The organism is Streptomyces sp. NPDC051684 (genome assembly GCF_044453445.1).
GTDB lineage: Bacteria > Actinomycetota > Actinomycetes > Streptomycetales > Streptomycetaceae > Streptomyces.
Genome location: NZ_JBITCS010000002.1, coordinates 63,679 through 85,043, shown reverse-complemented (window position 1 = coordinate 85,043; position 21,365 = coordinate 63,679). Strand labels below are relative to the sequence as shown.

Here is a 21,365-nt window from a genome sequence, read left to right as displayed (position 1 = left end):
CAGGCACGATGCGGGCACGGAGTGGGCACGGGGTGCATCCGGACGGGCGCACAGCGTGCCCGACAAACGGCGTGCGGCCGTACGGGAGTTGCCCGTGGGGCCGGTGAGGTTCGCGGGGCCCGCGGGGTGTGCGGGGTCACGGGTGACCGGGTGTCAGTCGCTGTGCCCGTCGACGGTGAGCACGACGTTCTCCAGCTGCTCCCCCGCCGCGAACCGCGTGAGCTGAGCGGCGAGGAGACGCTTGGCACGCGGCAGGAAGGCGGATGTGGGGCCGCCCACGTGCGGCGAGATGAGCACCCCTCGAGCCTGCCACAACGGGTGCTCCTGGGGCAGCGGTTCGGGGTCGGTGACGTCGAGGGCGGCCGTGATGCGACCGCTCTCCAGTTCGGCGAGGAGGGCCTTGGTTTCGACGACCGGGCCGCGGCCGACGTTCACGAGCAGCGCGCCGTCCTTGAGGCGCGCGAGGAACTCGGCGTTCACGAGGCCGCGGGTGTCCTCGGTGAGCGGGGTCACCATGACGACGACGTCGGCCTCGGGCAGCAGGTCCGGCAGCTCGGTGAGCGGGCGCACGGGCCCGCGCTCCGTTGTACGGGCGGAGCGCGCGACGCGGGTCACCCGCGCGACCTCGAACGGCGTGAGCCGGTCCTCGATGGCGCCGCCGATGGCCCCGTACCCCACGATGAGGACGTGCTTGTCGGCGAGCGCGGGCCGGAATCCGCCGCGCCACTCGCCGCGGTCCTGCCCGCGGACGAAGTCGGGGATGCCGCGCAGGGAGGCGAGGATCAGGGTGAGCGCGAGCTCGGCGGTGCTGGCATCGTGCACGCCGCGCGCATTGCACAACTGGACGCCGGGACGCAGGTACTTCAGGCCGCCCTGCACGTGGTCGACCCCCGCGGAGAGCGTCTGCACGGCACGCACCGACGTCATCTCGGGCATCGGGCGGACGCCCACGCCCGGCGGCTTCATGTAGGGGACGACGTAGTACGCGCAGTCGGCGGGGTCCGCGGGGAACTCGGGTTCGCCGTTCCAGAAGCGGTAGTTCAGCCCCTGCGGGAGGCCCGGAATCTCATCGGCGCGGAAGGGCAGCCACACATCACCAGTCATGGTCAGGAGGCTATGTCAGCCACGTGAAGGGACAGAGGTTAGGTTGGGGACCTCGGCAGGAGGGGCCGAAGGGCCAGGGAGGGTCACGGGCACGTGAAGCAAGGTGGTGCGCGCAAGGCGCTCGGCGCGGCGGGCCTCGACGTGGGCGCCGTCGGAATCGGCTGTATGCCGATGAGCTGGGCGTACACGGGCTCGATGCAGCGTGGCGAGGAGTCCCTGCGCGCTCTGCACACGGCCCTGGACCGGGGGTGCAGCCTGGTCGACACCGCGGACATGTACGGACCCTTCACCAATGAGCTGCTGCTCGGCCGGGTGCTCAAGGAGCGGCGGGCCGACGCCTTCGTGTCGACGAAGGTGGGGCTGCTCGTCGGCGAGCAGCACATCGTCGCCAACGGCAGGCCCGGCTATGTGAAGCGGGCCTGTGACGCGTCGCTGCGGCGCCTGCAGACCGATGTCGTCGACCTGTACCAGCTGCACCGCGCGGACCCCGAAGTGCCCGTCGAGGAGACCTGGGGCGCGATGGCGGAGCTGGTGAGCGCGGGCAAGGTGCGCTCGCTGGGGTTCTGCGCCGTGGGCGCGCGGGGTTCGCGGCGCGGCGGCCGGGCCGCGCGGCACGACGGAACGATCCGCCAGTTGGAGCGGGTGCAGCAGGTGTTCCCGGTGAGCGCGGTCATGGCCGAGCTGTCGGTGTGGTCGCCGGAGGCGCTCGGGGCGCTGCTGCCGTGGTGCGCGGCGCGCGGCGTCGGGTTCCTCGCCGCGATGCCGCTGGGCAGTGGGTTCCTGACCGGCACGCTCACCACCGGAGGGGGCTTCGAGCCGGACGACCTGCGCGCCCGCCACCCCCGCTTCACCGCCGAGATGATGGCGGCGAACCAGCCGATCGTGGCGGGCCTGCGCCGGGTCGCCGCGCGGCACGGCGAGCACGTGACACCGGCCCAGGTGGCGCTCGCCTGGGTGGCGGCGCAAGGTGAGGGCGTGGTGCCGGTGCCGGGCACCAAGCAGGAGCGCTGGGCGCTGGAGAACGCGGCGTCCGCCGAACTGCGGCTCACCGCGGAGGACTTCGCGGAGATCGCGGGGCTTCCGGCGGCGCAGGGGTCCTGGGACTGAGCGGCCGGCCTCGCGGCGGTGGTTCGGGAACCTGAGCCGTGTGTGCGGTGTTTCAACGGTAGAGCGGTGTGTGAACGACCGAGCTTCACGTCGAAGGGATCCTGATCGTGCAACGATCAGCTGTGCGGCCCGCGTTGGCCCTCACCGCTTGTGCCGCGCTCCTGCTCGCGGCCGGGTGCTCCTCCGGTGACGGCTCCCCCGCGCCGAGCAAGGACTCGACGGCCGCGCCCAGTACGAGCGGTTCGGGCGGCTCCTCGTCCCCGAAGGCGGACGTGCCGCCGGCGAAGGGCTCGGTGAGCGTCGAGCGGACCGTCGCGGACGGCCTCAAGTCGCCGTGGGGGCTCGCCGAGCTGCCCGGCGGCGACCTGCTCGTCTCGTCCCGCGACGAGGGGACGATCACCCGTGTCGACACGAAGACCGGCAAGAAGTCCGTACTCGGCGAGGTGCCCGGGGTCGCGGCCGAGGGCGAGGGCGGCCTCCTGGGCCTCGCGCTCTCCCCCTCGTACGCCTCCGACCACATGGTCTACGCGTACTTCACAACGGAGTCGGACAACCGCATCGTGCGGATGATGTACGACGAGAAGAAGCCCTCGGGCGAGCGGCTCGGCGCCCCCGACACGGTGTTCCGGGGCATCCCGAAGGGCACGAACCACAACGGCGGGCGGATCGCCTTCGGCCCGGACAAGCTGCTGTACGTGGGGACCGGAGAGACGTACGACAAGCCGCTGGCGCAGGACAAGAAGTCCACCGGCGGCAAGATCCTGCGGCTCACCCCGGAGGGCGAGCCGGCGCCGGGCAACCCCTTCGGCGACTCCCCCGTGTACTCGTACGGGCACCGCAATGTGCAGGGGCTCGCCTGGGACGAGGACAAGCGGCTCTGGGCCTCGGAGTTCGGGCAGGACACCTGGGACGAGCTGAACCACATCGTGGCGGGCGACAACTACGGCTGGCCCGACGCCGAGGGGAAGAGCGGCGACAAGAAGTACCACGACCCGATCGCCCAGTGGCACACCTCGGAGGCCTCGCCCAGCGGGATCGCGTACGCGGAGGGGTCGATCTGGATGGCCGGGTTGCGCGGCGAGCGGCTGTGGCGGATTCCGCTCGACGGGGCGAAGGCGGCCCATGAGCCGCAGGCGTTCCTGGAGGGGAAGTACGGGCGGTTGCGCACGGTGGTCGCGGCGGGCGACGACAAGGTGTGGCTCGTGACGAGTGAGACGGATACGCGCGGGACGCCGGAGAAGGGGGACGACCGGATCCTGGAGCTCAAGGTCCGCTGACCCCTTCGGCCGACCCGTGGTTGCGGTCTCGGGGCTCTGCCCCGGACCCCGCTGCTCAATCGCCGCAGGGGCTTGAATCGGTTGACGGAGGCTCCGGGCGGCGGACGACGACCTTGCCCGAGGTGAGGTCTATCGGGCCGCGGCCCGGGTCGCCGTCGTTCATGTCGACACGGGTCAGCTCGAGACGCTTGCGCTCGTCGTTGGTGTGCTTGCGGCCGGGTGAGAACAGCTCCTCGAACATGTTGAACACGGCGCCTCCCGGGGCGGGCCCCGACCGGGCCCTCCCCCTCAGCGTACGGGAGCCCGCTCCGCCGGGAAGAGGCTCAGGCGGTGGGCCAGGGCCGCCGCCTCGCCGCGGCCCGCGACGCCCAGCTTCGCGAGGATGTTGGAGACGTGGACGCTCGCCGTCTTCGGCGAGATGAACAACTCCTCGGCTATCTGGCGGTTGCTGAGGCCCGCCGCGACCAGACGCAGCACGTCCCGCTCGCGGCTCGTGAGGCCGAACTCCCGCGCTGGGTCGTCCGGAGCGCTCTGCCGCGGCGCCTCGCGGGCCAGGGACAGCCGGGCACGCTGGGCGAGCAGGGCGACGGATTCGGTGAGCGGGCGCGCGCCCAGGTGCTCGGCGACCGCTCCGACGAGCCGCAGGAGTTCGGTGGCGCGGTCCCGGTCCCCCTCCGCGCCCCGCGCGACCAGGGACTCCGCGAGGCGGAGCCGGACGCGGGCCAGGTCGTGGGGCCGGTCGAGCGGCTCGAAATCGGTGACCGTGGCGGACCACTCGTCGGCGGTGTCGCGGCCCTCCGCGCGCAGGAGCTCGACGCGCACCCACCGCTCGTGGGCCTGCCAGACCGGTACGGGCGTGGCCTGACGCTTCGCGGCGTCCCGGATCCGGGCGACCGCCTCCGCGCGACCGGCGTCGGCGGCCGGCAGTCCGCGCGCGTCCGCCTCGGCCGCGGCGGCGCTGCGCAGGAGGGGCCAGGAGTAGCGGTGCATGGAGGGCGGCAGCCCCGCCGCGACCAGCCGGGCGAGCTCGGCGCGGGCGTCCAGGAGGCGGCCCTGGGCGGCGGCGAGCGCGAGGGCGAGGTGGGCGCGGGGCAGCGTGTACTGGGGCTGCGGGTCGTGCGCGCCGTAGAACCCGTTGGCCGCGGCGAGGTGGTCGGCCGCTTCCTGAAGGGCGCCGCGGCCGAGCGCGACCATGGCGAGGTGCGCGCACGCGGTACCGCGGGGCTTGTCGCTGAGGCCGAAGCGCCGGCTCACCCACTCGGCGACCTCGACCGCCTCGTCCCAGCGGCCGAGGGAGACGAGGGACTCGGCCAGATTGGAACGGACCCAGCCCTTGTTGTCGGTCAGGCCGTAGCGGCGGCACAGGGCGACGGCCTCTTCGCAGACGCGCGCGGATTCCGCGGAGCGCCCGACGCCTTCCAGGTGGGAGGGCAGGTTGACGTTGACGTTGACGAGGCGGGCGGTCATGCCCAGGGCCAGGGAGCGCTCGCGGACCGCGTGCATCTCGGCGAAGCCCTCCTCGATGGCTCCCGCGTCCACGAGGAGTCCGCCGCGGACGAGACGCGCGTGGAGTTCGATCTCCTCCGCGTCGTCGACCATGCGCGCGTACTCGACGGCTCGCTCGGCGGCGGCGAGGGTCTCGGCGCCGGGGCTGTGCAGCATTCCCCAGGCCGCTACGTTCGCCAGCACCTCGGCGTGCACGGCGGACGGCGGCAGACCCCGGACGAGCTCCTGGGCCGTGGCGATCTCGTCCCACCCGTCGCCGCGGCCGACGTGGGAGACGATCTTGGAGTTCTGGATGTGGAACCACGCGGCCCGGAGGGGGTCCGCCGTCCCGCTGCCCTCGGCCTCCTCCAGGATGCGCAGCCCCCGCTTGCCGATCTTCAGCGCACGCTCCCGCTCCCCGCACAGGCGCCCGGCCACCGCGGCCTCGGACAGCAGGTCGAGGTATTCGAGCGGGGTCCGGGCGGGATCGCAGCCGCAGGAGCTGAAGGCGAGGGCGTAGTCGCCCATGCGCAGCGCGGCGCGGATCTCCTGCGGTGCGCCGTCCCACAGCTCCATCGCCCGCTCGAGGAGGCGCAGTTGCTCGGAGTACGCGTGCCGGCGGCGGGCCGCCACGGAGGCGTCGAGGACGGCGGGCAGGGCCTTCGCCGCGTCGTGGGCGTGGTACCAGTAGCTGGCGAGGCGCGTCACGCGCGCGTCGGCGGGCACCAGGGTCGGCTCGGCCTCCAGGGCCTCGGCGTAGCGGCGGTTGATGCGGGAGCGCTCGCCGGGCAGCAGGTCGTCGCTGACGGCTTCGCGGACCAGGGAGTGGCGGAACCGGTAGCCGTCGCCGTCCGGGGACGCGAGCAGGATGTTCGCTCCTACGGCGGCGCGCAGCGCCTCGATCAGTTCGTCCTCGCCGAGCCCGGCGACGGCCGCGAGCAGCGGGTACTCGACCGTGGAGCCGCCCTCCGCGCAGGTCCGGGCGATGCGCTGGGCGGACTCGGGCAGCGATTCGACGCGGACGAGGAGGACGTCGCGCAGCGAGTCGGTCAGGCCCGTGGCGCAGCCCTCGGCGGCGGACACGGCGAGTTCCTCGACGAAGAACGCGTTGCCGTCGGAGCGGCGGAAGATGTCGTCCACGTCGGCGGGTTCGGGTTCCGCGGCCATGATTCCGGCGATCTGGCGGGCGACCTCGTCCCGGCTGAGGCGGCCGAGTTCGATGCGGGTGACGGTGCGCAGCCGGTCGAGCTCGGCGAGCAGGGGGCGCAGGGGGTGGCGGCGGTGCACGTCGTCCGCGCGGTAGCTGGCGATGACGGCGAGGCGGCCGCTGCGCAGCGTACGGAACAGGTAGGAGAGCAGGTGGCGGGTGGAGGCGTCCGCCCAGTGCAGGTCTTCGAGGACCACGACGACGGTGCGCTCGGCCGAGACGCGCTCCAGGAGCCGGACGGTGAGTTCGAAGAGGCGGGCCGTCGCGCTCTCGTCGCCCCGGCCGTCGAGGCCGCGGCCCTCGTGCTCGCCCAGTTCCGGCAGCAGCCGGGCCAGTTCGTCCTCGCGGCCCGCGACCGCCGCGTCCACCTCGTCGGGCAGCGTGCGGCGCAGGGCGCGCAGGGCGGTGGAGAACGGCGCGTACGGCAGTCCGTCCGCGCCGATCTCGACGCAGCCGCCGGTGACGACGACGGCGCCCCGGTCGCGGGCGGCCGCGCCGAACTCCTCGACGAGGCGCGTCTTGCCCACGCCGGCCTCGCCGCCGAGCAGCAGCGCCTGCGGCTCGGCGGCCCCGGCCCGCTCAAGGGCCTTGCTCAGTACGCCCAGTTCATCGGCGCGACCGACGAACACCGGACTGACGGACCTGGTCTCCACATCGCTGAGGATCGCACACGGGTCTGACAGCGGGGCCGCGATCCCGGCGCCGCCGGCCGCGGCGGGCGCGCTCACGCCGTGCGCGGTGCGCGGCGCCGGTCGGAGCGGCCGGTGCTCACCGGCCTCTCCGCGTCCTGGTCCTGTGCTCGGCGCTCCGCGCGCCGGGCCTTCGCCTGCTTGCGGGCGAAGCGTGCGAGGCGGAACCGCTCGGCCTCCTCGATGAGTTCGGCGGAGCGGACCTGGTGGAGTTCGTACTCGAACATCTCGTCTCCCTGGTGACGGTCTTGGCGGCTCTCGCGGAGCGTTCTCCGCGATGCCTCCAATCTCGTCCCCCAGGGGGGTGCGGCACATGGGGAGAGTGCCGCATGTTTGTGGGCCGCGCCTCCTTAGACGCGGCCCACGGGGTGCCTTAGGCGGCTCGTCCGCCCTTACGCGAGTGCCTCAGCCGCTGGTGCCGGGCATGCCGAGGATGAGGTCTGTGTACTTGGCGACGGCGAGCAGCAGCCCGATGACGCCGACGGCGAGACCAGCCCACGCGGTCGACTTGATCCACAGCGCCTGCGGCTTGCCGGGCGCGCCGAACGCGGGCCTGGCCAGCACGGCCGCGCCGATCACCAGGGCGACGAGCGAGAAGAGGCCGCCGACCAGGGCGGCGGAGTGCCAGGCTTCGCCGTACATCGCGGAGATCTGCTTGGCGATGCCCGCGCTCTGCGCGGTGGTGAGCTGGCCCTGGAGCTGCGCGCGGGCCGAGGCGATGGTGCCGAGCCAGCCGCCGCTGAGCCCGACGATACCGAGGGCTACGGAGACGATCGCGCCCGCGCCCTGGCCGACGCCGGACGGCTTGTCGGCCTCGGCCTTGGCGAGGGCCGCGAGCTCGGCCTCCGCGGCGGCCTCGGCCGCGTCGTCGTCCTGCACGCCCTCGGTCTCGGCCTCGGTGGCCTCCGCCGCGGCTTCCTTGTCGGCCTGCTCGGCCTTGTCTGCCTTCACGGCCTCCTCCACCGTGGTCTCGGCGTCGCGCTGCGCTTCAGTCTTCGTAGTCATGCTGCGCACCGTAGGGGTGGAGTCTGAGAGCCGTCTTAATGCTCCCTGTGCGCGTCGCGTGCGCTGCGCCACTCGGGCGCGAGCACCGACCAGATCTCCTCGTCATGGCGTACGCCGTCGTACAGGAACGCCTCGCGGAGCACCCCGTCGCGGCGCATCCCGAGCCTGCGGGCGACGCCGATGCTGGGCGCGTTGCCGGCGGCGGCGATCCACTCGACACGGTGAATGCCGCGCTCCTCGACGGCCCAGTCGATGAGCACGCGGGCCGCGCGCGTGACGAGTCCGCGCCCGGTGGCGGCGGGCTCCAGCCAGCAGCCCACCTCGCAGGTGCCGGCCGCCGCGTCGAAGACCCGGAAGAGCACGCCGCCGACGAGCTTTCCCTCCAGCCAGATGCCGTGCAGGCTGCCGCTGTCGGTGGCGCGCTTGTCGGCGTACCGCTGGATCAGCGCGCGGGCGCCCTCGGCGTCCCTGGCGTCCTGGCCGAACGGGATGAACTGCCCGATGAACTCACGGCCCCGGTCCAGGTGGGTGAGGAGTTCCTCGGCGTTCCAGGGCTCCAGGGGGCGCAGTTCGGCGCGGGTGTCACCCAGCGGGATGGCGTACATCGGGCTCCTTCGCGGAGAGGTCCTGCAGCGAGTCTCGCGGCACCGGGATCCTCGCACCCGCGGCGGCGCGGCACTCGGGCGGCTCGATACTCAGCCGCGGCAGGCGCCGGTCGAGCCACTTGGGCAGCCACCAGTTGGCGCCGCCGAGCATGTGCATCAGGGCGGGCACGAGGAGCGTACGGAGGACGAACGCGTCGACGGCGACGGCCACGGCGAGCGCGATGCCGAACATGGCGATCACCCGGTCCCCGCTGAGGACGAACGCGAGGAACACCGAAATCATGATCACGGCGGCCGAGTTGATCACGCGGCTGGTCTCGGCGAGCCCGACCCGCACGGCCCGCCGGTTGTCGCCGGTCTCCAGCCACTCCTCGTACATCCGGCTCACGAGGAACACCTGGTAGTCCATGGAGAGCCCGAAGAGGACCGACACCATGATCACGGGGAGGAAGGGCTCGATCGGCCCGGACGCCCCGAGCCCGAGGAGTTCGCTCCCCCAGCCCCACTGGAAGATCGCGACGACGACACCGAAGGCCGCTGCCACGGCCGCGACGTTCATCGCGGCGGCCTTGAGCGGGATCCCGATGGACCGGAAGGCGAGCAGGAGCAGCGCGCAGCCGAGTCCGACCACTGCGCCGACGAACAGGGGCAGCTTGCCGACGATGACCTCGGCGAAGTCGTCGTAACTCGCGGTGACGCCGCCGACCTGCACATCGAGGCTGCTGCCCTGTTCCGCGGCCGGCACGGCCTCGGTGCGAAGCCGGTCGACCAGCTCACTGGTCCGCTCGGACTGCGGCGAGGACTTCGGCACGACGGTGAGGTGGGCCGCGCTGTCATCGGAGTTATACGTAACACGTGAGACGGAGGCGACCCCGTCGGTGTCCCGCAGCTCGCTCGTCAGCTCCGCGAGCGCGGTCTTGTCCTTGGCACCGTCGACCTGGGTGACGAGGGTCAGCGGCCCGTTCACGCCGGGCCCGAACCCGTCGGCAAGCAGGTCGTAGGCCTGCCGGGTGGTGCTGCTCGCCGGACTGTTGCCCTGGTCGGACGTGCCCAGGTGGAGGAAGAAGGTGGGCAGCGAGAGCACCGCGATCACGGCGATCGCGAGCGCGCCGAGCAGCTTCGGCCTGCGCTCCACGAAGGCGGCCCAGCGGGCGGCGAGCCCGGTCGGCAGCACGGGCTCGGGCCCGTGCTCGGCGAGCCGCCGCCGCTCGCGCCGCGACAGCGCCCGCATCCCGATGTACGAGAGCAGCCCCGGCAGCAGCGTCACGGACGCGGCGACGGTGAGCAGCACGGTCACGGACGCGGCGATGGCGACGCCGTTGAGGAAGCTCAGGCCCAGCATCAGCATGCCGAGCAGGGCGATGCACACGGTGGCCCCGGCGAACACCACGGCACGCCCTGTGGTGGCGACGGCCCGCTCGGCGGCCTCGGCCACCGGCAGCCCGCGCTTCAGCCCTCTCCTGTGCCGGGTCACGATGAACAGCGCGTAGTCGATCCCGACGCCGAGCCCGACGAGCATGCCGAGCATCGGCGCGAAGTCCGCGACGGTCATGGCGTGCCCGAGCAGCACGATCCCCGCGTACGCGGTGCCGACGCTCACCAGCGCGGTGGCGATGGGCAGCGCGGCCGCGGCCAGCGAGCCGAAGGCGAGGAAGAGCACGACGGCCGCGACGACGACGCCGATGATCTCGGACGTGTGGGCCGAGGTCGACTCGGTGAGCGCGACGGCGCTGCCGCCGAGCTCCACCTGGAGCCCGTCGGGCCCGTCGTCCTCGGCGGCCTGCGCGGTGTCGACGACGGCCTGCGCCTGCCCCTCCGGGATGTCGTCGGCCTGCTTGTCGAAGGTGACCGTGGCGTACGCCGTGTGGCCGTCGGCACTGATCTGCCCCGGGCCCCCGGCCTCGTACGGCGATCCGACGGCCGCGACGCCCAGGAGGTCGGCGAGTTCGCCGAGGGTGTTGCTCATCGTCTTCTCGACGTCGGCGGCGCGCACGGTGGAGCCCTCGATGTGCCAGACGACGGTGTCGCTGTCGCCGCCGAGCCCGGCGAAGTTCTCGTCGAGGAGCTGTGTGGCGCGCCCCGATTCCGTGCCCGGCGCCTCGTAGTCGTTCGAGTACGCGGAGCCCGCCACGGCAGCGGCGGCACTCGTGCCCACGAGGGCGGTCAACCACAGAAGGACGACCACGAGCCGGTGATTGACACACCAGCGGGCGAGTGCGGCCACGGTCGTGCTCCCTGGGTCATTTCGTGGATCTTCGTCCGGGAACATCCGCTTGATGCGTGAACCGTCCGCAAAGAACACATGAGCAATGACGAGACACTCTTACAGCCGGAAGTGATCCTTTGTCGCTTTCGTGTCCTTACTCACAAGGGGAGTCGCACACTCACACGAGCAGCACGGCCCACAGCGCGAGCGTCGACGCCGCGAGCGTCGCGGGGACGGTGAGCAGACCGAGGCGGGTGAACTCGCCCAACTCGGGCTCGGTGCCGTGTTCGTGCACGATGCGCCGCCACAGCAGGGTCGCCAGGGAGCCGACATACGTGAGGTTGGGGCCGAGGTTGACGCCGATCAGGGCGGCGAGCACCGGCCCCGGGCCCATCGGGGCGACGACCGGGAGCAGGGTCAGGATCGCCGGCAGGTTGTTGATGACGTTGGAGAGCAGCGCCGCGGTCCCGGCGATCGCGAGCAGCGTGGGCAGGGACGAACCGTCCGGCAGGAAGCGGGCGATGGCGTCCCCGAGCCCGTTGTCGACCACGGCCTTGACCACGATGCCGAGCGCGAGGACGAAGATGCAGAACGGCAGGTTGGCCGCCTTGAGCAGTTCCGCCGGGGTGCTGTGGCGGCGGGCCAGGGCCCGGGTGCCGAGCACGGCCGCTCCCGCGAAGGCGGCCCACAGCGGTTCGATGCCCGCGAAGGACGTGACGACGAACCCGGCGAGCGTGAGCGCGAGCACCGTGAGCGTGAACAACGGGACGCCGGGCGGCTCTTCGGCGTCCGGTTCGTGCGCGGGCGCGGCCAGGTCGGCGGCGAAGTACCGGCGGAACACCGCGTACTCGATGCCGATCGCCACCAGCCACGGGAGCGCCATGAGCCCCGCGAAGTGCGTGAATGTGAGTCCGCTCGCCGCGAAGGCCAGCAGGTTCGTGAGGTTGGACACCGGCAGCAGGAGTGACGCCGAGTTGGCGAGGTGGGCGCTCGCGTAGACGTGCGGCCGCGGGCGGGCCCCGATGCGGGCCGCGGTCGCGAAGACGACCGGGGTGAGCAGGACGACGGTGGCGTCGAGGCTCAGTACGGCGGTGATCCCCGCGGCCACCGCGAACACACCGCCCAGCATCCGCTTCGGACTGCCGTGACAGGCACGGGCGACCAGGTCGCCGGCCGCCTTGAACAGTCCTTCGTCGGCGCAGAGTTGGGCCAGCAGGAGGATCCCGGCGAGGAACCCGACGACCGGAAGGAGCTCTTGGGTCTCGGCCCAGGCGTGGGCGGGCGACACCACTCCGGCGGCCATGGCCACACCTGCCGCGGGCACGGCACCGACGGCCTCCGGCCATTTACGGGGGCGTAGGACGGCGAAGAGCAGCGTGACGGCAAGAAGGGCTACGGAGATGAGCAACTGAGGCCCCTGCGGTGATGGGGGAGCTGGGCACGGGGCGGGTCCCCAATTTCAAGCCCCTGCGGCGATTGAGCAGCGGGGTCCGGGGCGGAGCCCCGAGACCTGGACACGGAAAGGCGGCGGCGCACCGGCAACCCGATGCCCCGCCGCCCAGGCGCTGTCAGCCCTCGCTGACGCCCAACTTCTCCAGGATCAGTTCCTTGACGCGCGCCGCGTCGGCCTGCCCCCGGGTCGCCTTCATGACCGCCCCGACGAGCGCCCCCGCGGCAGCGACCTTGCCGCCACGGATCTTGTCCGCGACGCCCGGGTTCCCGGCGATCGCCTCGTCCACGGCCGTGGACAGCGCGCCCTCGTCCGAGACGACCTTCAGGCCGCGCTTCTCCACGACCTCGTCCGGCGTGCCCTCGCCCTTCAGTACGCCGTCGATGACCTGGCGGGCCAGCTTGTCGTTGAGGTCGCCCGCGGCGACCAGCTCGGACACGCGGGCCACCTGCTCCGGCGTGATCGGCAGCGCGCCCAGCTCGACGCCCTGGTCGTTCGCGGAACGGGCCAGTTCGCCCATCCACCACTTGCGGGCGGACGCCGGGTCTGCGCCGACCGCGATGGTGGCGACGATCGGGCCGATGGCACCGGCGTTGCGGATCGACTGCATGTCGTGGGCGCTGACGGCCCACTCCTCGATCAGCCGGTTGCGCTGCGCGAGCGGCATCTCCGGCAGCTCGGCACGCAGCGCCTCGACCCACTCGCGGGACGGGGCCACCGGCACCAGGTCGGGCTCCGGGAAGTACCGGTAGTCCTCGGCGTTGTCCTTGATGCGGCCCGAGGTGGTGGAGCCGTCCTCCTCGTGGAAGTGACGGGTCTCCTGCACGATCGAACCGCCGGAGGACAGCACCGCGGCGTGCCGCTGGATCTCGTAGCGCGCCGCACGCTCGACGGAACGCAGCGAGTTCACGTTCTTCGTCTCGGAACGCGTGCCGAACTTCTCGGTCCCGTTCGGACGCAGCGACAGGTTCACGTCGCAGCGCATCTGGCCCTTGTCCATCCGGGCCTCGGACACGTCGAGCGCCTTGATGACCTCGCGCAGCTCTGCGACGTACGCCTTCGCGACCTCGGGGGCCCGCTCGCCCGCGCCCTCGATGGGCTTGGTGACGATCTCGATGAGCGGGATGCCCGCGCGGTTGTAGTCGAGCAGCGAGTGCGAGGCGCCCTGGATACGACCCGTGGCACCGCCGACGTGCGTCGACTTGCCGGTGTCCTCCTCCATGTGGGCGCGCTCGATCTCCACGCGGAAGACCTCCCCGTCCTCCAGCTGCACGTCGAGGTAGCCGTCGAAGGCGATCGGCTCGTCGTACTGAGAGGTCTGGAAGTTCTTCGGCATGTCCGGATAGAAGTAGTTCTTCCGGGCGAAACGGCACCACTCGGCGATCGAGCAGTTGAGCGCGAGGCCGATCTTGATGGCCGACTCGACGCCGATCTCGTTCACGACCGGCAGCGCGCCGGGCAGGCCGAGGCAGGTCGGGCAGGTCTGGCTGTTGGCGTCCTGCTTCAGCTCGGTGGAGCAGCCGCAGAACATCTTCGTCTTCGTGCCGAGCTCGACGTGGACCTCAAGGCCCATGACCGGGTCGTACGACGCGAGCGCGTCCTCGTACCCCATCAGCTCGGACGTGGTCGTGGCAGTCACGATTGTTGAAACTTCCCTCTCAGCCCAGCAGGACGTCGTCGTCGCCCAGGCGCTTGAGCTCCCGGTAGAGGATCGCCATACCGGTGACGATGGCGGCGGCGGACACGGCGGCGTCGACCAGCCGCAGGGTGTCGTTGTCGTTGCGGGCCATCTTCGCCTGCTTCGCGACGCTGAGCGCGCCGAAGGCGGTGCTGGCCAGCGAGACGTAGACGCCGGTCTTGGACTTCTTGAAGTTCTTGGCCTTCTTTGCCATGGCACTCACAGCGACGGAGCCTCCTCAAGCAGCGGGTGCCCCCACTTTTCCACGAAAGCGGCCTCGACGGCGGACCCCACCTTGTACAGGCGGTCGTCCTTCATGGCGGGGGCGATGATCTGCAGTCCGACCGGCAGCCCGTCCTCGGGGGCCAGGCCGCAGGGCAGCGACATGGCCGAGTTCCCCGCAAGGTTGGTCGGAATCGTGCACAGGTCCGCGAGATACATCGCCATCGGGTCGTCGGCGCGCTCGCCGATCGGGAAGGCGGTGGTGGGCGTGGTCGGCGACACGATGACGTCGACCTGCTCGAACGCGGCCTCGAACTCCTGGGTGATCAGCGTGCGCACCTTCTGGGCGCTGCCGTAGTACGCGTCGTAGTAACCGCTCGACAGGGCGTACGTACCGAGGATGATGCGGCGCTTGACCTCGTCGCCGAAGCCTGCCTCGCGGGTCAGCGCGGTGACGTCCTCCGCCGAGTGCGAGCCGTCGTCGCCGACGCGCAGGCCGTAGCGCATGGCGTCGAACCGGGCGAGGTTCGAGGAGCACTCGGACGGCGCGATCAGGTAGTACGCGGACAGGGCCAGGTCGAACGACGGGCAGTCCAGCTCGACGACCTCGGCGCCCAGCGACTTCAGCAGCTCGACGGACTCGTCGAAGCGCTGCACGACGCCGGCCTGGTAGCCCTCGCCGCGGAACTGCTTGACGACGCCGACGCGCATGCCCTGCACGCTGCCGTTCTTCGCGGCCTCGACGACGGCCGGGACCGGGGCGTCGATGGACGTGGAGTCGAGCGGGTCGTGGCCGGCGATGGCCTCGTGCAGCAGTGCCGCGTCCAGGACCGTGCGGGCGCAGGGGCCGCCCTGGTCCAGGGAGGACGAGAACGCGACCATGCCGAAGCGGGAGACGCCGCCGTAGGTCGGCTTGACGCCGACGGTGCCGGTGACGGCCGCGGGCTGGCGGATCGAGCCGCCGGTGTCCGTGCCGATGGCGAGCGGGGCCTCGTACGCGGCGAGGGAGGCGGAGGAGCCGCCGCCGGAGCCGCCCGGGATGCGGGTGAGGTCCCACGGGTTGCCGGTCGGGCCGTACGCGCTGTTCTCCGTCGACGACCCCATGGCGAACTCGTCCATGTTGGTCTTGCCGAGGATGACGACGTCGGCGGCCTTCAGGTTCTTGACCAGCGTCGCGTCGTACGGCGGGATCCAGCCCTCGAGGATCTTGGAGCCGACCGTGGTCGGGATGCCCTCGGTGGTGAAGATGTCCTTCAGCGCGAGCGGGACGCCGGCCAGCGGGCCGAGCTTCTCGCCGTTCTTGACCTTCGCGTCGACGGCGGCGGCCTGCTTCAGGGCGCCCTCACGGTCGACGTGCAGGAAGGCGTTCACCTTCTCGTCGACGGCCTCGATCCGGGCCAGGTGGGCCTCGGTGACCTCGACGGCGGTGAGCTCGCCGGAAGCGATCCTCGCCGCGATCTCGGCGGCGGTCAGCTTGATGATGTTGACGTTGATGTCCGTCATGACTGTTTAGTCCTCCCCCAGGATCTGCGGCACCTTGAAACGCTGCTGCTCCTGGGCCGGGGCGCCGGAGAGCGCCTGCTCGGGGGTGAGCGACGGACGGACCTCGTCCTTGCGCATGACGTTCGTCAGCGGCAGCGGGTGCGAAGTCGGCGGTACGTCTTGGTCGGCGACCTCACTGACGCGGGCGACCGCGCCGATGATGTCGTCGAGCTGGCCTGCGAAGTGGTCGAGCTCTTCGGGCTTCAGCTCCAGACGCGCCAGCCGGGCGAGGTGGGCGACCTCCTCGCGCGTGATGCCAGGCATGCGGATCCTCACGGGGTGCGTGTTCTCGGTTTGAGCCCAATCCTATGGGGCGCGGCACCATGGTCGGTAAACGGTTTACGGGGGCGGGCCCCTCCGGGGAGGCGGGAGTGCTGGGAGGCGGGGTGGGCCTGCGCCCCTGTGCACGCGGAGCGGGGCTGGGCGCGCAGTTCCCCGCACCCCTTACGGCATGCTGCTGCGCCGCTGCCTCCTACCGCGCGAGCCCATCCGCAAAGTGGCCCGCCCCGGGCGGGCGGGACCCGTCAGCCGAGGGGACCGCAGTCGTCGGACTGAGCCGCCGGGAGCGCCGCCGGCGGGCGCCAGCCGCGGGCGCCGCGGGCGCGGAGCCACGCCGTCGTCTCGTCGGGCGGCATCGCGGCGGCGACCAGCCACCCCTGCACCGCGTCGCAGCCCAGGTCCCGCAGCCGCTCCCACGTCTCGTCGTCCTCGACGCCCTCGGCGACGACCAGCAGGCCGAGCGAGTGCGCCAGGTCGACGGTGCAGCGGACGATCTCCGCGTCCTCGTTGTCCACGGCGAGCCGGGCCACGAACGACCGGTCGATCTTCAGCTCGCTGACCGGGAGCCGCCGCAGGTGCACGAGCGACGAGTACCCGGTGCCGAAGTCGTCGAGCGACATCTTCACGCCGTGCCCGGTGAGCCCGGCCAAAGTGTCGGCGGCCCGCTGCGGGTCTTCCAGGAGCACGTGCTCCGTTATCTCCAGCTGCAACGACCCGGCCGGGACGCCGTGCCGGGCGAGCCGTGCGGCGACCGCTCCGGCGAAGCCGGGCGTGTGCACGTCGCGCGGCGACACGTTCACCGCGACCGGCACATGCAGCCCCTTGGCACGCCAGCGCGCGACCTGCGCGAGGGCAGTCTCCAGGACGTACTCGGTCAGATGCGGCATGAGCCCGGACGACTCGGCGATGGCGATGAACTCGTCCGGCGGCACCTTCCCGCGCTCCGGATGCACCCACCGTACGAGCGCCTCCAGGCCCGCGACGTGCCCGTCGAACCGGACCTTCGGCTGGTAGTGCAGCTCCACCTCGCCCGCGTCGAGCGCGCGCCGCAGATCGCCCAACAGGCCGAGCCGGTCGGGCGTGTTGGAGTCCCGCTTCGACTCGTAGACCTCGACGCCGGTGCGGTCCCGCTTGGCCTGGTACATCGCGACGTCGGCCCGGCGGAGCAGGCCCTCGGCGTCCAGCGCGTGGTCGGGGAAGACGGCGAGTCCCGCGCTGGCCTCCAGGACGAGCGTCAGTCCGTCCAGGTCGAGGGGCGAGCCGAGGGTGGCCACGAGGTTGCGGGCCACCCGCGTCGCGGACGTCGTGGAGTCGGCGACGGGCAGCAGCACCGCGAACTCGTCGCCCCCGAGCCGCGCGACCTCCGCACCGCGCGGCAGCGCCGCTCTCAGCCGATCGGCGATCTGCAACAGGAGCCGGTCACCGGCGAGATGACCGAGAGTGTCGTTCACCGAACGGAACCGGTCGAGGTCGATCAGCATGAGCGCGCTGCGCACGCCGATCCGCTCGGCGTCGTCGAGCGCACTCCAGGTGCGCTCAAGCAGCCACTGCCGGTTCGGCAGTCCGGTGAGCGGGTCACGCAGTTGTTCCTCCGCGCGGGCCCGCGCGATCCACAGCGTGGAGTCGAGCGCGATCAACGGGATCGCGAACAGCGGCAGCAGCACCGGCAGCGCGATGGCGACGACGCAGATCAGCGGCGCGATCCCGAGCAGCGCGACGGCGACCAGGCCCTGCCGCACGAGCGCGGTGCGGGCGACGGTCGGAAGGCCCGAGTTCGGTGGCGCATGCACGTACCAGAGCAGGGTGCGGGTAACCAGAAGATAGGCAAGAGCAGCGAGGGCCACCTCGGGCACCGCGGACAGGCCCCAGCCCTCGGGTTTCCACGGCACCTCGACGGACGGTACGCGGCCGAACGCGGCGAGGACGAGGGCGCCGGCGCCGATGCCGAGGATGTCGATCGCACCGTGCAACAGGCCCTGTCGCCAGCAGTGCCTGCGGGCGATGCCGACGAGGACGACGACGGTGAGACTGACCATGCCCGCGGGCACCCAGCCGTACAGGAGCAGCACCGCGAGGGTGAGGGCCGCGCCGGATCCGGTGCCGCCCCACCAGCGGTCACGGCCGAGCGCGACGAGGTGGCCGACGATGATTCCGGTGAGGATCGCGAGGCACCAGCCGTCCGTGCCGGACGGGAAGAGCGCGTGCCCCTGGCCGAGCGACCAGTAGAAGCCGCCGCCGAGCACCACGGCGGCGAGCGCCACCACCACGCCGGGCAGCAGCGGCACGAGCGCGGCCCGCGAGGTCTCGCCCTGGCCCGCGAGCTGATTGCGCGCGGGTGTCGCCATCCCGACGCTGCCACCCGCGGGGACGGTCCCGGGGAGCGGTCCCGCTCCCCTGCCGGGTCCTGCGCCGCGGTGGGTCCCGGCGGGCCGGGCGCCTCCTCCGGCGAGCTCCGGCCGGCCGTCCACGGTGCGCCCGTGCACGACCGGTCCCGCGGCGGTCACGCGGGGGTGGGAAGTGTGCGCGCGGGAGGTTTCGTCGCCGGCCTCCCGGTCACCCGCCGGACGGGCGCCGGACATCCGCGAGTTGGCGGCGCCCAGGTCCTGCGGGCGCGCGCCGGACCGCCAGTCGTCGGACATGCGCTCGCCGGGCGCGCCCTCGGTCCTCGGGGGGCGGGCCGGCAGTGCGAGCGGAGGCTGCCCGTCGGCGCGCCTGGGGCGGGCCGGGGCGGGTTCCTCGGGCTCGGACGCCGCGCGGGCGTGGGCCGAACTGCCGCTGTCCGCAGGGTGATCCCGCGCCCCGCGCTTCAGCGGCCCTTCGTGGCCCGTCACTTCGGGCCCGGGCGCTTCGGGGCCCGCCGCGCCGCTCGTCCGGCCGGCGCCGAATCCGGCCCCGCGCCACCATTTGCGCCAGTTCACCACACCACCGCGCTCGTTCTCCCCGTGACCGCTGTCGCCACCGTCGGCCCCTTCGCCGCGGTCGGGGCGCGGCGCCGTGTCGCGCCGCGCACGTCGACGTGCGCGCAGGCGTGAGTCCGGGGCGGCGCTCTCGGTCGGTTCCATTCCCGTCCCTCTCACTGCCGGCGGTGCCTGCGTCCGCTGCCCGCTCTCCTCGTACCCAGCGGGCGAGGATTCGCCCCATCCGCAGCAGGACTCGGCAGGCGCACACCTCAACAGTAGGCCGCAGAAGGCTTCCACGGGCACCAGACGGACGCGCCCGGGCACGGTTGCCCGAATGACCCCGGCGTTCCGCCTGCGTCTGATATGCGCTGTTCGAGTGACCCGAGGCCGCTACTCGGCGATCTCCTGCTCGGCGGGAAGCGCCACGTCGACGGCGGCCTCCGGCCCCTGTTCCAGCAGGACGGCGAACCCGTCCTCGTCCAGAACCGGAACCTTGACCTGCATGGCCTTGTCGTACTTGGAGCCGGGGTTGTCACCCACGACCACGAAGGACGTCTTCTTGGAAACGGAACCCGTGACCTTGGCACCTCTGGTCTGCAGGGCCTCTTTTGCGCCATCCCGCGTGTAGTTCTGCAGCGTTCCGGTGACCACGACAGTGAGTCCTTCGAGGGGACGCGGCCCCTCGTCCTCCCCCGCCCCTTCCTCTTCCATCCGCACACCGGCCGCACGCCACTTCCGCAGAATCTCCCGATGCCAGTCCTCGGCGAACCACTGCTTCACGGAGGCGGCGATGATCCCGCCCACGCCGTCCGTGGCGGCGAGCTCCTCCTCGGTGGCCTGGTCGATGCGGTCGATGGAGCGGAACTCGCGGGCGAGCGCCTCGGCGGCGACCGGGCCGACGTGACGGATCGACAGGCCGTTGATGACCCGGGCCAGCGGGCGGCTCTTGGCGGCCTCGATGTGCTCCAGCATCGAGACGGCGTTCTTGCGCGGCTCCCCCGCCTTGGTGGCGAAGATGTCCGCGATCTTCTCCTCGCCCGTCTTCGGATCGCGCTTGGGCAGCCCGCTGTCCTGGTCGAGGACGTACGCCTTGATGGGCAGGAGCTGGTCCATCGTGAGGTCGAACAGGTCGCCCTCGTCCGTGAGCGGCGGCTGCGCGGGCTCGAGCGGTCCGGTGAGCGCGGCGGCGGCGACGTACCCGAAGTTCTCGATGTCCAGGCTCTGGCGGCCGCCCAGGTAGAAGAGGCGCTCGCGCAACTGGGCAGGGCACGTACGGGCGTTGGGGCAGCGGAGGTCGATGTCGCCCTCCTTCATGGCCCGCAGCGGGGTGCCGCACTCGGGGCACTCGGCGGGCATCACGAACTCGTACTCGCTGCCGTCCCGCAGGTCGGCGACCGGGCCGAGGATCTCGGGGATGACGTCACCGGCCTTGCGGATGACGACCGTGTCCCCGATGAACACGCCCTTCTTCTTGACGATCTCCTGGTTGTGCAGCGTCGCGAACTCGACCTCCGAGCCCGCGACGGTGACCGGCTCCACCTGCGCGTACGGCGTCACACGACCCGTGCGACCCACGCCCACGCGGATGTTGAGCAGCTTGGTGTTGACCTCTTCGGGCGGGAACTTCCAGGCGATGGCCCAGCGCGGGGCGCGCGCCGTGGAGCCGAGGCGGCCCTGGAGCGGGATCTCGTCGAGCTTGACGACGGCGCCGTCGATCTCGTGGTCCACGGAGTGGCGGTTCTCGCCGTAGTAGGCGATGAACTTCCGTACGCCGTCGAGGTCGTCGACCACCTTGCTGTACTTGGTGGTGGGCAGGCCCCACTCGCGCAGCAGGGCGTACGCCTCGGAGAGGCGGTCGATGTCGAAGCCCTCGCGGGCGCCGATGCCGTGCACCACCATGTGCAGCGGGCGCGTCGCGGTGACGCGCGGGTCCTTCTGGCGCAGCGAACCCGCCGCCGCGTTGCGGGGGTTGGCGAAGGGCTTGTCGCCGGCCTCGACGAGCCGCGCGTTCAGCTCCTCGAACTTGTCCATGGGGAAGAAGACCTCGCCGCGGATCTCGACGAGCGGCGGGATGTTCTCGCCCTTCAGGCGGTTCGGGATCTCCGTGATCGTGCGGACGTTGGACGTGATGTCCTCGCCGACCCGGCCGTCACCGCGGGTCGCCGCGCGCGTGAGCCGGCCGTCCTCGTACGTCAGGTTGACCGCGAGGCCGTCGATCTTCAGCTCGCACAGGAAGTGATAGCCGGGCGCGCCCACGTCCTTGGCGACGCGGTCGGCCCAGGCCGCCAACTCCTCGTCGTCGAAGGCGTTGTCGAGCGAGAGCATGCGCTCGCGGTGCTCCACGGACGTGAACACCGTCTCGTACTGCCCCGCGACCTTCTGGGTCGGCGAGTCCGGCGTGCGCAGCTCGGGGTGGGACTCCTCCAGCGCCTCCAGGGAGCGCAGGAGCTTGTCGAACTCGGCGTCGGAGACGACCGGAGCGTCGTTCACGTAGTACCTGAAGCGGTGCTCCTCGATCTGCTCGGCCAGCCGGGCATGCTCGTCACGCGCCTCGGCGGGCACCGTGCCCTCGCTCTGCAGTGCGTCAGCCACCGTCTCGTCCTCCCGTA

The 21,365-nt window shown here is 72.1% G+C and carries 16 protein-coding genes; 2 read left to right on the top strand and 14 right to left on the bottom strand.

The features are described 5' to 3' along the window. Positions 1 to 153 precede the first annotated feature (153 nt). Positions 154 to 1,104: a 2-hydroxyacid dehydrogenase gene (locus ACIA8D_RS02885; RefSeq protein ID WP_399228131.1), complete on the bottom strand. Its 951-nt coding sequence runs from the start codon at positions 1,102 to 1,104 to the stop codon at positions 154 to 156. Between the two features lie 93 nt (positions 1,105 to 1,197). Here ACIA8D_RS02885 and ACIA8D_RS02880 point away from each other — a divergent pair, with 93 nt between their 5' ends. Together ACIA8D_RS02880 and ACIA8D_RS02875 are read left to right on the top strand one after the other, a co-directional pair. Next, positions 1,198 to 2,211, top strand: a complete 1,014-nt coding sequence (locus tag ACIA8D_RS02880; protein WP_399228130.1) for an aldo/keto reductase — start codon at positions 1,198 to 1,200, stop codon at positions 2,209 to 2,211. A gap of 101 nt (positions 2,212 to 2,312) precedes the next feature. Next, entirely contained in the window at positions 2,313 to 3,488 is a 1,176-nt protein-coding gene (locus ACIA8D_RS02875) for a PQQ-dependent sugar dehydrogenase (protein ID WP_399228523.1), read from the top strand. 55 nt (positions 3,489 to 3,543) lie between these two features. Here the strand turns inward: ACIA8D_RS02875 and ACIA8D_RS02870 are convergent, their stop codons facing one another. From ACIA8D_RS02870 to ligA, 13 genes are all read right to left on the bottom strand, one after another. After that, positions 3,544 to 3,729: a DUF6191 domain-containing protein gene (locus tag ACIA8D_RS02870; RefSeq protein WP_399228521.1), complete on the bottom strand. Its 186-nt coding sequence runs from the start codon at positions 3,727 to 3,729 to the stop codon at positions 3,544 to 3,546. Between the two features lie 47 nt (positions 3,730 to 3,776). Then, positions 3,777 to 6,908 (bottom strand): AAA family ATPase, encoded by a 3,132-nt coding sequence (locus ACIA8D_RS02865; RefSeq protein ID WP_399228129.1) that lies wholly within the window; start codon positions 6,906 to 6,908, stop codon positions 3,777 to 3,779. Continuing rightward, entirely contained in the window at positions 6,905 to 7,096 is a 192-nt protein-coding gene (locus ACIA8D_RS02860) for a hypothetical protein (RefSeq protein ID WP_399228128.1), read from the bottom strand. Before ACIA8D_RS02860 ends, ACIA8D_RS02865 begins: the two co-directional genes overlap by 4 nt. Positions 7,097 to 7,274: 178 nt before the next feature. Further along, positions 7,275 to 7,874, bottom strand: coding sequence for a hypothetical protein (locus ACIA8D_RS02855; RefSeq protein ID WP_399228127.1), 600 nt, complete (start codon positions 7,872 to 7,874; stop codon positions 7,275 to 7,277). A gap of 35 nt (positions 7,875 to 7,909) precedes the next feature. Beyond that, positions 7,910 to 8,479, bottom strand: coding sequence for a GNAT family N-acetyltransferase (locus tag ACIA8D_RS02850; protein ID WP_399228126.1), 570 nt, complete (start codon positions 8,477 to 8,479; stop codon positions 7,910 to 7,912). After that, positions 8,457 to 10,703, bottom strand: a complete 2,247-nt coding sequence (locus tag ACIA8D_RS02845) for an MMPL family transporter (protein ID WP_399228125.1) — start codon at positions 10,701 to 10,703, stop codon at positions 8,457 to 8,459. Before ACIA8D_RS02845 ends, ACIA8D_RS02850 begins: the two co-directional genes overlap by 23 nt. Positions 10,704 to 10,863: 160 nt before the next feature. Then, positions 10,864 to 12,093 (bottom strand): arsenic transporter, encoded by a 1,230-nt coding sequence (locus ACIA8D_RS02840; RefSeq protein WP_399228124.1) that lies wholly within the window; start codon positions 12,091 to 12,093, stop codon positions 10,864 to 10,866. A gap of 160 nt (positions 12,094 to 12,253) precedes the next feature. Then, positions 12,254 to 13,774 carry an Asp-tRNA(Asn)/Glu-tRNA(Gln) amidotransferase subunit GatB gene (gatB, locus tag ACIA8D_RS02835; protein WP_399228123.1) on the bottom strand — a complete coding sequence of 507 codons (1,521 nt, stop codon included), beginning with the start codon at positions 13,772 to 13,774 and terminating at the stop codon, positions 12,254 to 12,256. A 19-nt stretch (positions 13,775 to 13,793) separates the two neighbouring features. Next, the gene (locus tag ACIA8D_RS02830) at positions 13,794 to 14,027 is read right to left on the bottom strand and encodes a hypothetical protein (RefSeq protein WP_266718898.1); all 234 of its coding nucleotides are present in this window, start codon (positions 14,025 to 14,027) and stop codon (positions 13,794 to 13,796) included. 5 nt (positions 14,028 to 14,032) lie between these two features. After that, the gene (gene gatA / locus ACIA8D_RS02825) at positions 14,033 to 15,538 is read right to left on the bottom strand and encodes an Asp-tRNA(Asn)/Glu-tRNA(Gln) amidotransferase subunit GatA (RefSeq protein WP_399228122.1); all 1,506 of its coding nucleotides are present in this window, start codon (positions 15,536 to 15,538) and stop codon (positions 14,033 to 14,035) included. Positions 15,539 to 15,544: 6 nt separating this feature from the next. Then, the gene (gene gatC / locus ACIA8D_RS02820; RefSeq protein ID WP_016432511.1) at positions 15,545 to 15,841 is read right to left on the bottom strand and encodes an Asp-tRNA(Asn)/Glu-tRNA(Gln) amidotransferase subunit GatC; all 297 of its coding nucleotides are present in this window, start codon (positions 15,839 to 15,841) and stop codon (positions 15,545 to 15,547) included. Between the two features lie 260 nt (positions 15,842 to 16,101). Continuing rightward, entirely contained in the window at positions 16,102 to 18,495 is a 2,394-nt protein-coding gene (locus ACIA8D_RS02815; protein ID WP_399228519.1) for a putative bifunctional diguanylate cyclase/phosphodiesterase, read from the bottom strand. A 651-nt stretch (positions 18,496 to 19,146) separates the two neighbouring features. Beyond that, positions 19,147 to 21,348: an NAD-dependent DNA ligase LigA gene (gene ligA / locus ACIA8D_RS02810; RefSeq protein WP_399228121.1), complete on the bottom strand. Its 2,202-nt coding sequence runs from the start codon at positions 21,346 to 21,348 to the stop codon at positions 19,147 to 19,149. Positions 21,349 to 21,365: the final 17 nt, after the last annotated feature.

What these genes read in the sequence shown, in the direction of transcription:
- ACIA8D_RS02885 (WP_399228131.1), bottom strand. Translation starts at nt 1,104, where the DNA reads ATGACTGGTGATGTGTGGCTGCCCTTCCGCGCCGATGAGATTCCGGGC.
- ACIA8D_RS02870 (WP_399228521.1), bottom strand. Translation starts at nt 3,729, where the DNA reads ATGTTCGAGGAGCTGTTCTCACCCGGCCGCAAGCACACCAACGACGAG.
- ACIA8D_RS02855 (WP_399228127.1), bottom strand. Translation starts at nt 7,874, where the DNA reads ATGACTACGAAGACTGAAGCGCAGCGCGACGCCGAGACCACGGTGGAG.
- ACIA8D_RS02815 (WP_399228519.1), bottom strand. Translation starts at nt 18,495, where the DNA reads ATGTCCGACGACTGGCGGTCCGGCGCGCGCCCGCAGGACCTGGGCGCC.
- gatC (WP_016432511.1), bottom strand. Translation starts at nt 15,841, where the DNA reads ATGCCTGGCATCACGCGCGAGGAGGTCGCCCACCTCGCCCGGCTGGCG.
- ACIA8D_RS02860 (WP_399228128.1), bottom strand. Translation starts at nt 7,096, where the DNA reads ATGTTCGAGTACGAACTCCACCAGGTCCGCTCCGCCGAACTCATCGAG.
- ACIA8D_RS02830 (WP_266718898.1), bottom strand. Translation starts at nt 14,027, where the DNA reads ATGGCAAAGAAGGCCAAGAACTTCAAGAAGTCCAAGACCGGCGTCTAC.
- gatA (WP_399228122.1), bottom strand. Translation starts at nt 15,538, where the DNA reads ATGACGGACATCAACGTCAACATCATCAAGCTGACCGCCGCCGAGATC.
- ACIA8D_RS02850 (WP_399228126.1), bottom strand. Translation starts at nt 8,479, where the DNA reads ATGTACGCCATCCCGCTGGGTGACACCCGCGCCGAACTGCGCCCCCTG.